The sequence below is a fragment of the Deltaproteobacteria bacterium genome (assembly GCA_016178705.1).
Taxonomy (GTDB): domain Bacteria; phylum Desulfobacterota; class Binatia; order HRBIN30; family JACQVA1; genus JACOST01.
Window position 1 is genome coordinate 26,198 of sequence record JACOST010000001.1, and the last position, 13,190, is coordinate 39,387.

General features: G+C 62.9%; 13 protein-coding genes. 7 read left to right on the forward strand and 6 right to left on the reverse strand.

Going from position 1 to position 13,190, the window contains the following annotated elements:
• The first annotated feature begins 155 nt into the window (after positions 1-155).
• On the forward strand, positions 156-545 hold the full coding sequence (locus HYR72_00120; protein MBI1813367.1) for a phasin family protein: 390 nt from the start codon (positions 156-158) through the stop codon (positions 543-545).
• A 27-nt stretch (positions 546-572) separates the two neighbouring features.
• Here HYR72_00120 and HYR72_00125 read toward each other — a convergent pair whose 3' ends face one another.
• On the reverse strand, positions 573-932 hold the full coding sequence (locus HYR72_00125) for a septal ring lytic transglycosylase RlpA family protein (protein ID MBI1813368.1): 360 nt from the start codon (positions 930-932) through the stop codon (positions 573-575).
• Between the two features lie 597 nt (positions 933-1,529).
• On the opposite strand from HYR72_00125, the gene HYR72_00130 reads away from it, so the two are divergent.
• On the forward strand, positions 1,530-1,772 hold the full coding sequence (locus HYR72_00130) for a helix-turn-helix domain-containing protein (GenBank protein MBI1813369.1): 243 nt from the start codon (positions 1,530-1,532) through the stop codon (positions 1,770-1,772).
• Positions 1,773-1,935: 163 nt separating this feature from the next.
• Here HYR72_00130 and HYR72_00135 read toward each other — a convergent pair whose 3' ends face one another.
• The 3 genes from HYR72_00135 to HYR72_00145 all read right to left on the reverse strand — a co-directional run bounded on the left by HYR72_00135 (position 1,936) and on the right by HYR72_00145 (position 4,626).
• A complete protein-coding gene (locus HYR72_00135) occupies positions 1,936-3,114 on the reverse strand; it encodes a hypothetical protein (GenBank protein MBI1813370.1) in 1,179 nt (392 codons plus the stop codon).
• Between the two features lie 139 nt (positions 3,115-3,253).
• Positions 3,254-3,814 (reverse strand): TlpA family protein disulfide reductase, encoded by a 561-nt coding sequence (locus tag HYR72_00140; GenBank protein MBI1813371.1) that lies wholly within the window; start codon positions 3,812-3,814, stop codon positions 3,254-3,256.
• Positions 3,811-4,626: a prolipoprotein diacylglyceryl transferase gene (locus HYR72_00145; protein MBI1813372.1), complete on the reverse strand. Its 816-nt coding sequence runs from the start codon at positions 4,624-4,626 to the stop codon at positions 3,811-3,813. Before HYR72_00145 ends, HYR72_00140 begins: the two co-directional genes overlap by 4 nt.
• 92 nt (positions 4,627-4,718) lie before the next feature.
• Here HYR72_00145 and HYR72_00150 point away from each other — a divergent pair, with 92 nt between their 5' ends.
• From HYR72_00150 to HYR72_00165, 4 genes are all read left to right on the forward strand, one after another.
• Positions 4,719-6,350 carry an SLBB domain-containing protein gene (locus HYR72_00150; GenBank protein MBI1813373.1) on the forward strand — a complete coding sequence of 544 codons (1,632 nt, stop codon included), beginning with the start codon at positions 4,719-4,721 and terminating at the stop codon, positions 6,348-6,350.
• On the forward strand, positions 6,347-9,136 hold the full coding sequence (gene fdhF / locus HYR72_00155; protein ID MBI1813374.1) for a formate dehydrogenase subunit alpha: 2,790 nt from the start codon (positions 6,347-6,349) through the stop codon (positions 9,134-9,136). The genes HYR72_00150 and fdhF overlap by 4 nt, the downstream gene beginning before the upstream one ends.
• A gap of 130 nt (positions 9,137-9,266) precedes the next feature.
• Positions 9,267-9,815, forward strand: coding sequence for a hypothetical protein (locus HYR72_00160; GenBank protein ID MBI1813375.1), 549 nt, complete (start codon positions 9,267-9,269; stop codon positions 9,813-9,815).
• Positions 9,816-9,818: 3 nt separating this feature from the next.
• Positions 9,819-10,376: a hypothetical protein gene (locus tag HYR72_00165; GenBank protein MBI1813376.1), complete on the forward strand. Its 558-nt coding sequence runs from the start codon at positions 9,819-9,821 to the stop codon at positions 10,374-10,376.
• A 3-nt stretch (positions 10,377-10,379) separates the two neighbouring features.
• Here the strand turns inward: HYR72_00165 and HYR72_00170 are convergent, their stop codons facing one another.
• Together HYR72_00170 and HYR72_00175 are read right to left on the reverse strand one after the other, a co-directional pair.
• Positions 10,380-10,685 (reverse strand): hypothetical protein, encoded by a 306-nt coding sequence (locus HYR72_00170; protein MBI1813377.1) that lies wholly within the window; start codon positions 10,683-10,685, stop codon positions 10,380-10,382.
• A gap of 39 nt (positions 10,686-10,724) precedes the next feature.
• Complete coding sequence (locus HYR72_00175) at positions 10,725-11,723, reverse strand: D-2-hydroxyacid dehydrogenase (protein MBI1813378.1); 999 nt, start codon at positions 11,721-11,723, stop codon at positions 10,725-10,727.
• A 140-nt stretch (positions 11,724-11,863) separates the two neighbouring features.
• Between HYR72_00175 and HYR72_00180 the strand changes: the two genes are divergently transcribed.
• The gene (locus tag HYR72_00180) at positions 11,864-13,189 is read left to right on the forward strand and encodes an HlyC/CorC family transporter (GenBank protein ID MBI1813379.1); all 1,326 of its coding nucleotides are present in this window, start codon (positions 11,864-11,866) and stop codon (positions 13,187-13,189) included.
• Position 13,190 lies beyond the last annotated feature (1 nt).

The window sequence follows — 13,190 nt, forward strand, 5'->3', positions numbered from 1 at the left end:
CTCTTGTCAGCATCGAGCGCCTCGGGCTAAAAGACCATCAGATAAAGGCGTCGATCAACACGATTACAAAGGAGGCACTGATGGCGAGAGCAAAACGACCCACCACCAAGCCAGCCCGCGAACCCCTGGCCCGGCTACGCGACAACATGAAGCGCTTGCAACGCGACGCCGAGACGCTTCTGACCCGCACGCGCAAGCAGGCCTCAAGTCTGATCTCACGCGACCAGAAGCGGGCGCTCAATCGCCTGCTCGATCAAGCGAAGCGCTTGGGTGGCGATTTCGAGAAGCGTGCGCAACGCGTGCAGAAGGATGTTGAACAGCGCAGCGAGAAGTTACTTGCGAGCCTCGAAGCGCAGATAACGCAGCGCCTCGAACCGGTCGTGCGCCGCCTCGACCTTCCAACCCGTAAAGAAGTGCAGGGTCTTAACAAGCGCATCGGTCAGCTTGAGCGGCGTCTGCAAGCGGGATCAGCCGGCACGCGCACGACAGAATCCAGCGTAGAATCGGCCTCGCCTGCGGCCGATCCGTTTCCCGAGATTGAGTGAGCAGCGCGACCTCGCCGCGCGTTTGCGTTATTCGGTCAGCGCACCTGGAAGCCGCGCCCCGGCGCCCGCCGCCTGCGCAATCATCACCGGCGGCGCATGCCGGTTGCTCAGCAAATCGATCCGCACACGCGCAATGCCACGTCGCACGATCCCGAGCGAGCGTGCTGCGGCATATGAGAGATCGATCCCCCGACCTCTCATGAACGGTCCCCGGTCAACAATGGTGACTACGACCGAACGTCCCTTGGCCAAGTCCGTCACGCACACGCGACTGCCCAAGGGTAAACTCGGGTGCGCTCCAACAAGCTGTTCCGGATCGAAGAGGACCCCGCTCGCCGTCGGGCGGTTCTTGAAAGCGCGACCATACCATGAGGCGTTGGTCACCATAGGTTTCGGCTGTGTGGGACTTGCGTGCGCCGATACGCTAGCACCCACGCAGCCAACCAAAACCGCCACGGCGATCAGTCCTCGGTAACCTCGATTGAACGAATGATTCACGATCCACTCCCCTTCTGCGACATCAACGGGAGAGAGGAACCGCCCAACACATCCGCGCCACTACAGCCAAAAAAAGAAAAACCAGAGGATCATACCCCTGGTCGCACCAGTTTGGCTCCTCTCCTTGAAGGCCGACGAAGTTAGCTGACGGGTTCGGGCTCAAAGAGTTGCCCGTCCCAATCGAACGATCGGGATTCACCCCAAAGGACCTGGGTCCTCCGCTCCCCGCTTTGTGTGGGGATTAGGCCTGCATCGCGAGCTTCATGTAGCGGGCCGGAGCGTCGGAATCAAGGACTGATTGCACTTCAATATCCGCTGCTAGCGACTCAATTCCACCACCACGTTACGAATTTGACGGGCGCTCCGCGAACCAGGAGCGATCCCCGAAATTCCACACACTAAAATATCCTGGCACGTGCCGTGCTCCGACTCTGGCCATCTGGGTTGAAGCTGAAGAGGCTGATGCTGGCTGACGGGAGGAGGCTTATGTCGTTCGAGAGCAAAAGTAATGGGGCACCAGTTGCGTTGCTGCGGCGGCGTCTGAACATGACGCAAGAGGAGTTCGCGCACGCGATCGGCGTGACTGTGTCGACCGTGAACCGCTGGGAGAATGGCCACATCGAACCGAGCCGCCTCGCCCGCAAGGCGATGCAGGTATTGGCCGCGCAGGCATCCATCCCGGTCGATCTAGCCGGCGGGGGAAATGGATTGCTCCACAAGGATTCGTAGCTCCGCCGCCGTCATCTACTGCTCCATCTCCTGACTACAAACGACTCTTTGGCCACCACTACCGCCTCCTGCATTGATCCATCCCGTTGGCGGGGATGCGAGAGACAGAATGAGGACACGGTCGTCACCGTTTCGGTATTGCGATTCTCGATCACTTGCTTCTCTAAGGCCTCGCCTCGCGCAGCTGCGGGGGGTTGCCTTCGATCACGTGGCGGCGAAAGAACATTCCGAACGCGCGCTCCGCGACTCGTTCGGCCTCCCGCTGAAAGTGCGCCGTGTCAACGACCCCACCTGCGCGCGCCAACGCAGTCACCACATCGTCGAGGCGCCGCTTACCGGCGGTTGCCCGCTGAATGCGCCGATCCAACGCGTACATGATCAGCGGGGCGCTGTTGTTCGTCGCCGCATTGTCCTGTTGTTTCGTCAGGTCAACCTGCCACAAGCCGTAGCGGTGCAGGTACTCAAGGCCGTGCATAAAGTCGGTCGCATCGAGTAGGCCGGTACGACGCTGCAACTCCAGCGAGTAGTACTCCGCCAGTCCTTCTTCGATCCAATCCGCATCGGCGGCCGGCTTGAAGGGTTGTAACACATGAAACATCTCGTGCAGGTACGGCGACGTCTGGTCCGGCGTTCGGAGTGGACGATCACCATGCAGAAAGAACGAACCTGCACCACTCACGCCACCGTGCCACATCGGATCGGGAGCACTGACTATCAAAATCCTATCGCTCGGCTGCGGAAGCAGCCTGCGTAACAGCGGCAGCGTCCGATCGTACAGGCGAAACAGTCCGGCAGTATCCAGCGTCGACCCGGGCGCGCGCGCCACCAGTACCATCGCATCCGCGATCTCTTGCTGACTAACCTCCAGCCGGCCCAGGGCGAACCAACCCCGCGGTCGATCCAACACCTTCCCGGGCTCGGAAAGCAGAAACGTGTCGCCCCCCACGGGCTCGTGCGGCGTCACGCTGTGCCAACCGGCGGGCAAATGGAAGATGAGCCGCGCCCGTGATTTCGGGGCCTGCTTTCCCCGCGGCGTGTAGTTGATCAGCGTGCGCGGAAACAGATCGCGCGCGCGTGTGACGATCCAATCCGTCGCTGCATAACTGTCGTAGCGCTGTTGGCGTCCGCGCCGATGGTCAATGCGAACGCGGTAACTCAAGTGCGCATAGGGTCCACCAGGTACCCACCGAACGTAGCCGGCGCTCTGTTCAAGGACTCCGCTGCCGGCGAATCCGTCAATTCGATCACTAGAAAACCGCAGGCGTAGATCATCGATCTCGTCGACACCGGAGAGTTCCCAGCGGACCAGCGCCGTCTTCGTGTCGTCCGCCGAGATCGTCACGATGTAGTCGACCGCGAAAGTTCCTTTTGTCCCGGCCCGACCGGGCGCGGACAGCAAGCACCCGGCAAGCGCAACCCAAGAAGCAATGCACCGCGGTGCGCTCCGTCCACCGCGCGGCGCATCACACCGCCGGCGCGAATCACCCGCCGCTGGCCGGTTGGTCTGCACGCGCCTGGCTTGCACCAGCATCGGATTGCAACAGTCCCACGAAGTAGCGGTAGCTCTGCTCTGTCTCCCAATTCTCTGGACCGATTGTGTGTTCGATGACGCGTCCTTGGCGATCGATCACGAACGTCTCAGGATAGCCGGTCACGCCAAACTGTCGCGACACCACCCCCTTCGGATCGACAAGAACCGGAAACGTCAGCCCCGCCTGCTCGACGTACGGTTGCACCGACGCGCTCCCATCCTCGTCTTGGCTGACCGCGAGCATGACGAAGTCGCGGCCCTTGAGGCGTCGATAGAGCGTCTCCATCGACGGCATCTCCATCCGGCACGGCGGGCACCATGTTGCCCAGACGTTGAGGAACACCACCTTGCCGCGGAAGTCGGACAACCGATAGACGCGCCCACTCAAGTCCGGGAGGGTGAAGTCGGGCGCGGGAAACCCGCTACGCTTGCCCTGTCCGACCTGGACATACGTCGCCGCCGCCAAGCCGGCCGCTAGGATGCTCAGCGGCGCGCCCCAACGTTTGATCATGAAGCCGACCGCACGGCCGAACGTTCGCCGGTGCTCGGCGCCCACGCAACGATCAGCCGCCACACGCCGATGGACACGAGGACGATGCTAATGACCTGCGCCTGCGTCAGGGTTCCGGCGACCGGCGGATTGATGCGCACAAACTCAACAAGAAACCGTAGACTCGACGCTAGCACTAGATACCACCAGAACAGCGCGCCATCGCGGTGCGGGCGCTTGCGCAGCGACCAAAGAATTCCGAACACCACGGTGTAGGCAATGGTCTCGTAAATCGGCGTCGGATGCACCCGCACGCCCGGCGGATAGTTCCATCCGACGATGGCATTGGGGTACGTCATCGCCCACGGCAGCGTCGACACCGCCCCCCAATCACCGTCGCCCGCGAGCTGACAACCGATGCGGCCGATGGCATGTCCAAGCGCCAACGTCGGCGCAATGCAATCGACGGTCTGCAAAAACGGCAGTTTCAGCCGACGCATCGCCAGCGTCACGGCGACGAATCCACCGATGAGTCCGCCGTACCAGACAAAGCCGGCGCCGGTAAAAATGAATCTCACCGGGTCGTGCAAGAACTCCGAAAACTCTTCGAAGATTGTCAGCAACCGCGCGCCAATCAATCCGCCGACTGCCGCCCAGAACACCAGCGTCGACGCGGCGCTCTCTGGCAGGCCTTTACGCTTCAGTTCCAGACCGACGAGATAGGCACCCGTAAGAAACGCGATCGCCATCATCATCCCGTAGCTGTAGATGGCGAGATGGAGCTTGACGCCGAAGACACTGAGCGTGCCAAAATCGACAATCACTGGAATCATTGCGCACGGATGATAGCGGAGCGCGTCCGGACATTCTATCCCGCTGGCGCGCTTCGTTTGCTCCCTTCCGCCGACGTTGCCAGAATGCGGGCGTGAACAAGCGCCGCGCGTCCGATGCGCATCTCGTCGAAGAACTTCGCCGACTTGCCGACAACCCCGCACCTGACCACGCGCTGCGGGATCTGAGCCACCGCACGCAGACACCGCTTCACCGCCTGCACAGCCTTACAACCTTTTTCCCTCAATTGGGATCGTTACGTGCTGAGGAGACTCGCGTCTGTGGTGATCTCAGTTGTCATCTGGCCGAGCCGGGCTTGCTTGAAACATTACGTGCGGCCGGCAAGCGCGTGTCGTCGTCCTCGTGTCTCGGATTGTGCGACCAGCCCGCCGCGGTCGCGATCGGTGACCACGTGTACGGCGGGTTCACTTCACAACACGCCGTCGAAGCGATCGCGAACGTCACCGGTGCCGCTGCGATCACCGCACACTCGATCACTCGGTTCATTGACCCTCACGACGGCGGCGCACACTATGCGACGCTGCGCGGCTTCGTTGCCGCGGGCGATCCCGATTCCATTATCAAGGAACTCGACGCCAGTGGCCTGCGCGGCTTCGGTGGTGCGGGTTTTCCGACGGCGCGTAAGTGGCAACTGGTACGCGCCGCGCACGCTACTGAGAAGTTCGTCGTGTGCAACGCCGACGAGAGCGAACCCGGAACGTTCAAGGACCGCTTTCTGCTTGAACACTATCCGCACCTGATCATCGAAGGCCTGGTCATCGCCGCGCTCGTCGTCGGGGCCCGCAAGGCGTATGTCTTCTTGCGTCACGAGTACGCTCGCCAACGCGAACGATTGGTTGCCGCGTTGACGGCCGCTCGCGCCGCGAATGCGGTGGGAGCAAGCGTGTGTGGCTCCGAGTGTGCCGTCGACATCGAGATCTTCGATAGCCCGGGTGGCTACATTTGCGGCGAGGAGACCGCACTACTTGAAGCTATGGAAGGCAAACGCGCCGAACCACGCAATCGCCCGCCATTCCCGGGAGTGATCGGCTTGTGGGGCCAGCCGACGCTCATCAACAACGTCGAGACGCTCGCGTGGGTGCCGACGATTCTAACGCGCGGCGGGGCGTGGTTTGCCCAGCAAGGCTGCAATGGCGCATCCGGACTCAAGTTCATCGCGCTCAGCGGTCATGTCACACGCCCCGGCGTATACGAGATTCCGCTCGGCCTCACCGTGCGCGAGCTGATCGAGGAGCACGGCGGCGGCATGAGCGGACAGCGACGCCTCAAGGCGTTCGCCCCGGGCGGCGCATCGTCGGGATTCTTGCCCGCCGCGTGCAGCAACATCGCGCTCGACTTTCAACCGCTGGCCGCCGCCGGTTCGATGCTCGGTTCGGGCGCGGTGATCGCTCTCGCCGAGGGTACGTGCATGGTAGATGCCGCGCTCAGCGGGTTGCGGTTCTTTCGCAACGAGTCGTGCGGCAAATGCGTCCCCTGCCGCGTCGGGTCGGAGAAGCTCGTCGGACTGGCGGAGGCGCTGGCACGCGGGGTCGCGCGCGCCGCTGACCTTGATCTCGTGCGCGAGTTGGCGAACACGATGGAGGCTACGTCGATCTGTGGGCTCGGCCAAGCCGCGCCGAATCCGCTGCTGTCCGTGCTGAAGCACTTCCCCGATGAAGTTGACGCGCATCTCCATGGCCATTGCCCCGCCCGCGTGTGCCGATGAGCATGATTCGGCTCAGCATCGACGGCCGCGCTGCCAACGTTCGTGCCGGCACCACGATTTGGGCCGCCGCCCAGCAGTCGGGCATTCAGATTCCCGTGCTCTGCCACGATCCGCAGCTCCGCCCCGTCGGCGTATGTCGCGTCTGCACCGTCGACGTGCAAGGCGCGCGTACGCTCCAAGCCGCCTGCGTCCGCCCCGTCGAGGACGGCATGGTCGTGCGTACCGCGACTGCCTCGGTGCTGCGGGCGCGTCGTACGCTCGTCGAGCTGCTGCTCGCGGATCACCCTTCGCCGTGCGCCAAAGAACAAGTCGGCCACTGCGCACTGGAGCACCTCGGCCGCGATCTCGGTATAGGGCTACCGCGCTTCGCCGCACGCGCCTGGCACGACCATGACGACACCTCGTCGCCTGTGATCGCCGTCGACCACCGCGCGTGCATTCTGTGCGACCGCTGCATCCGCGCCTGCAACGAAGTGCAATCGAATGAAGTCATCGGCCGTGCCGAAAAGGGCTATGCCACGCGGATTGCCTTCGACCTTGGTCAACCGATGGGCAACTCGACCTGCGTCTCATGCGGCGAATGCGCCGCTGCGTGTCCAACCGGCGCACTGATCGATAAGCCGGTCACGCAGCCGCGGGTGGACTCTCCTTCGCGTAGCCCAGAGCTTCTGGTCGATTCGGTCTGTCCCTACTGCGGCGTCGGCTGCGCGATTCAGTACCACGTTCGCGACGGCACCCTTGTGCAAGTTTCAGGACGCGCGGACAGCCCGGTGAATCAGGGCCGGTTGTGTGTGAAGGGTCGCTATGGATTCGACTACGCACACCATCCGCAGCGCCTCACCGTGCCGTTGATCCGCCGGTCCGACCGCTACCCGAAGGGTGCGCTCTCTCCGGAGGTGCGCGGCGACGAACGCGGGCACCGACCCGGCGGACTGGTAAACTACGACGATGTGTTGCCCGCGTTTCGCGAGGCGACATGGGACGAAGCGCTCGATCTGATCGCCACGCGCTTGCGAACGATCAAAGAGACCCACGGCGGCGCGGCGCTCGCCGGTTTCGGATCGGCCAAGTGTTCGAACGAGGACAACTACATCTTCCAGAAACTCGTCCGCGCGGTGTTCGGCACGAACAACGTCGATCACTGCACGCGGCTGTGCCACGCGTCGTCGGTCGCCGCGCTGATGGAGACTATCGGCTCGGGCGCGGTCTCCAACGTGTTCGCCGACGTCGCGCTTGCCGACGTGGTGCTCGTCATTGGATCCAACGCCACCGAGAACCATCCAGTCGCCGCGACCTTCATGAAGGCTGCCGCCAAACGTGGCTCGACGTTGATCGTCATCGACCCGCGCCGTCCGCCACTCGCAGATCACGCCGATTACTACCTGCGCTTCAAGCCTGGCACCGATGTCGCGCTCCTCAACGGCCTGATGCACGTCATCATTCGAGACAGATTGGTGAACGCCGACTTCGTGCGCGACCGCACCGAAGGCTTCGACGCGCTACGCACAACGGTGCAGCACTATCCTCCCGATGTCGTCGCCCGCATCACCGGTGTGCCCGCCGACATCATCGAGACCGTCGCGGGCTGCTACGGCCGCGCGCGCGGCGCAATGATTTTCTGGGGCATGGGCATCTCTCAGCACACCACGGGCACGGACAATGCGCGCTGCCTCATCTCGCTCGCGTTGATGACCGGCAACATCGGCCGGCCGGGCACCGGGCTGCATCCGCTGCGCGGTCAAAACAACGTGCAAGGCGCATCCGACGTCGGCCTGATCCCGATGGTTTTTACCGACTATCAGTCGGTTACGGATCCGGCCGTGCGCGCCAGCTTCGAGCGAGCGTGGGGCGTGCCGCTCGATCCCAATCCCGGCCTGACCGTGGTCGAGATCATGAGCGCCGCGCAAGCCGGCACCATTCGCGGGATGCTGATGATGGGCGAGAACCCATTTCTCAGCGATCCGAACACCAACAAGGTGCGCAAGGCGCTCGCGGCGCTCGACTTCCTCGCGGTGCAGGACATCTTCCTCACCGAGACCGCGGAGTTCGCCGACGTCATCCTCCCGGCGACTAGCTTCGCCGAGAAGGAGGGCACCTACACCAATACCGATCGCCGTGTGCAGCTCGGCCGCAAGGCCGTCGAGCCACCGGGACAAGCGCGCACCGATTGGCAAATCCTTTGCGACATCGCTACGCGCATGGGCTACCCGATGCGCTATCAGAACGCCGAGGAGATCTTTCGCGAGATGACCTCACTCACGCCCAGCTACGCCGGCCTGAGTTACGAACGACTTGGGTCCATCGGCATGCTCTGGCCCTGCCCGTCGCCCACCGAACCGGGCACCGCGGTACTCTTCACCGAGCAGTTCCCCCGCGGCAAGGGTAAGTTCGTTCCCGCCGAGTTCGCGCCGGCGAAGGAGCTGCCGGATGACAAGTACCCCTACGTCCTCAACACCGGCCGCCTCCTCGAACATTGGCACACGGGCACGATGACGCGTCGCTCGAAGGCGCTCGATGCGCTGGAGCCGGAAGCGTACGCCGAGCTGCACCCCGAGGACCTGCGCAGCCTCGGCCTCGACGAGCACGATCTCGCCCGCATCAGCTCGCGCCGCGGCGCGATCACCATCAAGGTGCACGCGGGCGAACGGACGGCACAGGGAAGTGTCTTCATTCCCTTCCATTTCCGCGAAGCCGCGGCCAACGTGCTCACCATCGATGCCCTCGATCCGTTCGGCAAGATCCCGGAGTTCAAGTTCTGCGCCGTGCGCATCGAGCGAGCGCGGTGACCGCCGCGATCCATCGAGAACGAAGTCGCGAGAACGAATTCGCTTGCCCGATGGATTTTCCGCCCTCAACAGTTCGTTGAGGTGATGATACATAGTACGTTGATTTCACGGATGAACTGCAGCACCTTTTATGCTCGCCGCGTTGTCCGATAGTGGATTGACAATCGTGCTGCACGACACTATTGTCCGGCGCCGTCGTCGCGTTCAAGGCGTCGGCCACTACGGAGTTCGGTCAATGCGCATGATCTTGCCGCCGCTGAAGGAACGGCGGGTAATTCATCGATCACTGAGCGTATTTTTTCAGGCACACCACACGGCCGACTTCAATCGCGCGGTCGGTGCGCTGTGCCGGTTTTTTAATCTCAAGCGGCCAAGCATCGAGTGGTTCGAGTACATCGACTGGGGTCGCACGGCAGGCAAGACGTACGAAGACGGCAAGATCCATCTGGTGCATCCGGAGAACTGGAAGAACGGACGCAAGTACAATTCCGAGCGCCAGTGGGTCAACATGGTCTTTCATGAAATGGGGCACTATGTCTTCTGGTCTGATGCCGAACGTAAGGCTGACACCTTCGCTTTCCGCATGACACGCGGGACCGCTGCCAATGGCGTCCGCACGAACGGCTATCACCCGCCAACCAACGGACGGGCGCGCCAGAAAAAACGAGCGGCGAGCTAGGCGATGGCCGACAAGGCGCCTGACGCCAAGACGCAACCGAAGGTGGTCGATCGTTGGTGGGTCGAGACCACGCCCAAGCAACGCCCCAAGGTCGTGCGCCCGGCGGGCCCTGCGGGTACTAGCTTTTTTACTGTCGCACACGACTTCGAACAGGGCCGCGCCCTCGATCACCTCACGGACAACAATCTCCGGTTGTTGCAGCAGGCGAACCCGCCCGATGGTGGCTGGCAATACGTACAGCTGGCCGAGACCACCTACCCGCAGCGCGAACTCGATCGACTCAAGCAACTCATCGCCCTGCCCAACTACGCCCGCGGTCTGATCGTGGATTCCGGCCGGACGATCCGCGTGCTGGTGACCGGCACGCCGATCGGGGAGCGTCTGCTCGAATTGGCGCTCGGTGAAGCGCCATCGTTCGATTGCTGGGTGGACGGCGACTGGGTACGGGAAGAACTGTTCGACGACGTGAACGCCGCGCTCAAAGCCTTCCGCAAGTATCTGGTCGACTATCTCTCGCCCGCAGGAATCGCGCACAGTCGTGCGATCTCTGCGCGCGCATGAGTATCAGCGCGAAGTGAGTCGGCGCGGTCCGCCGCGTCGCGCCGCGCGTGTGCTCGCCTCGAAGACCTCGGCATCCAGATCCCAAAGTTTTTTCACACCGAAATAGTAGCAGCAACTCTCGTTGTCCATGTCGTTGCCGAACGTCCGCTGCCGGCCATCCCGAAATTTAATGCGCACCAAACAGGTCCCGCCCGGCACGGTCGATGTCATCTCCTCGACCACCACTCCCTCGCCCCACTGGGAATAGTTGACGTGATTGACCTTGTCGCCAAGACGGAGGAACAGCCGCTTGTCATTCACGAACGGCACCGTCGCCTCATATCACAAGCTTCTTGCGCTCGAAAGATCTCACTCGCTGTCGGCCACATAGCCTAACCGTTTGTCGACCACGTTGCGCATCCGTTCGCCGGCGATGAAGCGGCACAGGTTGTCGCGGAAGATCGCCAGCATCTTGCCAAAATAGTCCGGCGTGTAACCCGACACGTGCGGCGTCAGCACCACGTTCGGTAGGTCCCACAGCGAACTCTCGGGCGGCAACGGTTCGGTGGCGAATACGTCGAGACCCGCACCGGCAATCGCGCCGGCGCGCAGACTCGCGATCAACGCGGCTTCGTCGACCACCTCGCCGCGTGCGATGTTGATCAGAAACGCATCCGAGCGCATGGCCTGCAGTTCGGCGGTGCCGATGAGGTGGCGCGTTTCACTCGTGAGCGGTACCGCCAGGACGACGAAATCCGCCCACCGCAACAGCTCGTGAAGCTGTTCGTGTCCGACCACTTGTTCGGCACCCGGCACACCACGGTCGGGGTTGCGGCGCAGCACGCGCACGTGCATGCCGAGCGCCGTTGCTTTGTTCGTCAGTGACCGCCCGATCGCGCCGACACCGAGGATGGCCAGCTTTGATCCGGCCAATTCGCGGATGCCACCATTGCCGGCGATGATCTCGAATCGTTCCCAGCGCTTCTCCTGTTGCATCCGAAACGCGATCGGAAAGTTGCGTGCTAGGACCAGCATCGTGGCCAGCACATGCTCGGGAATCGACACCACGTGCAGGCCGGCGGAGTTGGTGAGCACTACGTCACTGCGGATCAGCTCGGGAAACAGATTCGCTTCGATTCCGGCTGACGCCGAATGAATCCATCGCAGTCGCTTCACCGCCCCGAAATGTTGCGGCGGGAAGTGCCAGCCGGCGAACGCATCGGCATCAACCAATTCGTCGGCCAAGCGTGCGTCATCCTCAAGCGACACCAACCGCATCGCCGGAAATTGGTTCCGCAAGTCCGCAAGCTCGGACTCCGGGATTGCCCAGCGCACCTCGTTCAATTGGAAATATGCCACAACCTTCATTGCCGTCACCTTCACGATCTTCGGTAGCCTCGTAGCATACGCGCGCCTGCGCTCACCACTCCCGTGCGAATGACGGCAATCGGCGCCGCTGGACCCCTAGGCGGTCGCCCGGCTATGCTCCACGCCATGGAGGCTGGGGCATGAACTTCAACGCGTTGTGGGGCGAGCTGCTGGCGATCGTGGTCTTGGTGCTGGTGAGTGGCTTCTTCTCCGCCTCCGAGATCGCGTTCGTCGCGGTGCGGCGCAGTCGCATTCCGCAGTTAGTCGCCGAAGGTCGCCGCGGCGCCGCGGCGCTCGCCACGCTCAAAGAAAATCCACCACACTTTCTCGCCACCGCACAAATCGGCGTGACGGTAGCCGGGGCGATGGCCTCGGTGGTCGCGGGTGCCGGTACCGTCGCCTTCATCGAGCCGGTGCTGCGGGCGATCGCGCCGACTTGGTTGTTGCCGTGGGTCGATCCCATCGCCTTGAGCGGCACGGTGCTGTTCATGTCCTACTTCACGCTCGTGCTCGGCGAGCTCGCGCCTAAGTCCATCGCGCTCAACCGCGCCGAGCAGTTGGCGTGCTTCGCCGCACCCGTGATCCGCGGCTTTGCCTGGCTCTGCGCGCCGGCCGTCGCCGTGCTGACGCGATCGACTGGCGCCATCACTCGGCTGCTAGGCGCCGGCCACATCGATGATCCCTTTGTCTCCGAAGACGAGGTCAAGCACATGGTGCACGAAGGCACGGAGGCGGGCATCTTCGATGAAGCCGAACGCAAGCTCATCCACAGCATCTTCGAGTTCACCGACACCTCGGTGCGCGAAGTGATGACGTCGCGCTCGGAGATCCATGCGGTCAACAGCGACATTCCGCCCGCGGCGCTCGCCAAGGATCTGATCGAAACCGGCTTCTCGCGCGTGCCGGTGTATCACGGTGATCTCGATCACATCGTCGGCACGGTCCACATCAAGGATCTCTTCCGCGCCCTCGAGCGCGCGCCGTCGCCCAAGCTGGTCGAGGTGATGCATCCCGCCTATTTCGTCCCCGACTCGATGCAGATCAGCGATCTGTTGCGCGAGTTGCAAGCGCGCCGGCTCCACCTCGCGATCGTCCTCAACGAATTCGGCACCGTCATCGGCTTGGTGACCATCGAAGATTTGTTGGAAGAGATCGTCGGCGAGATTCGCGACGAGTTTGACGTCGACGAAGAACTCGACATCCAGGAATTGCCCGACGGTTCGTTATTGGTACGCGGCACCGTGACGCTGAGCGATCTGCACGACAAGTACGGCCTGCCGGTCGAGGAAACGCAGGACTACAGCACGCTCGCCGGCTTCGTGCTCGCGCGTCTTAAGCGCATCGCCAAAGGTGGTGAAGCGATCATGCACGACGGCCACAAGATGACTGTGGTCGCGCTCGATGGCCGACGCATCAGCAAGGTGCGCATCGAGCGCCCGCGCAAGGCCGAGTTGGCCGCCGTTTGAG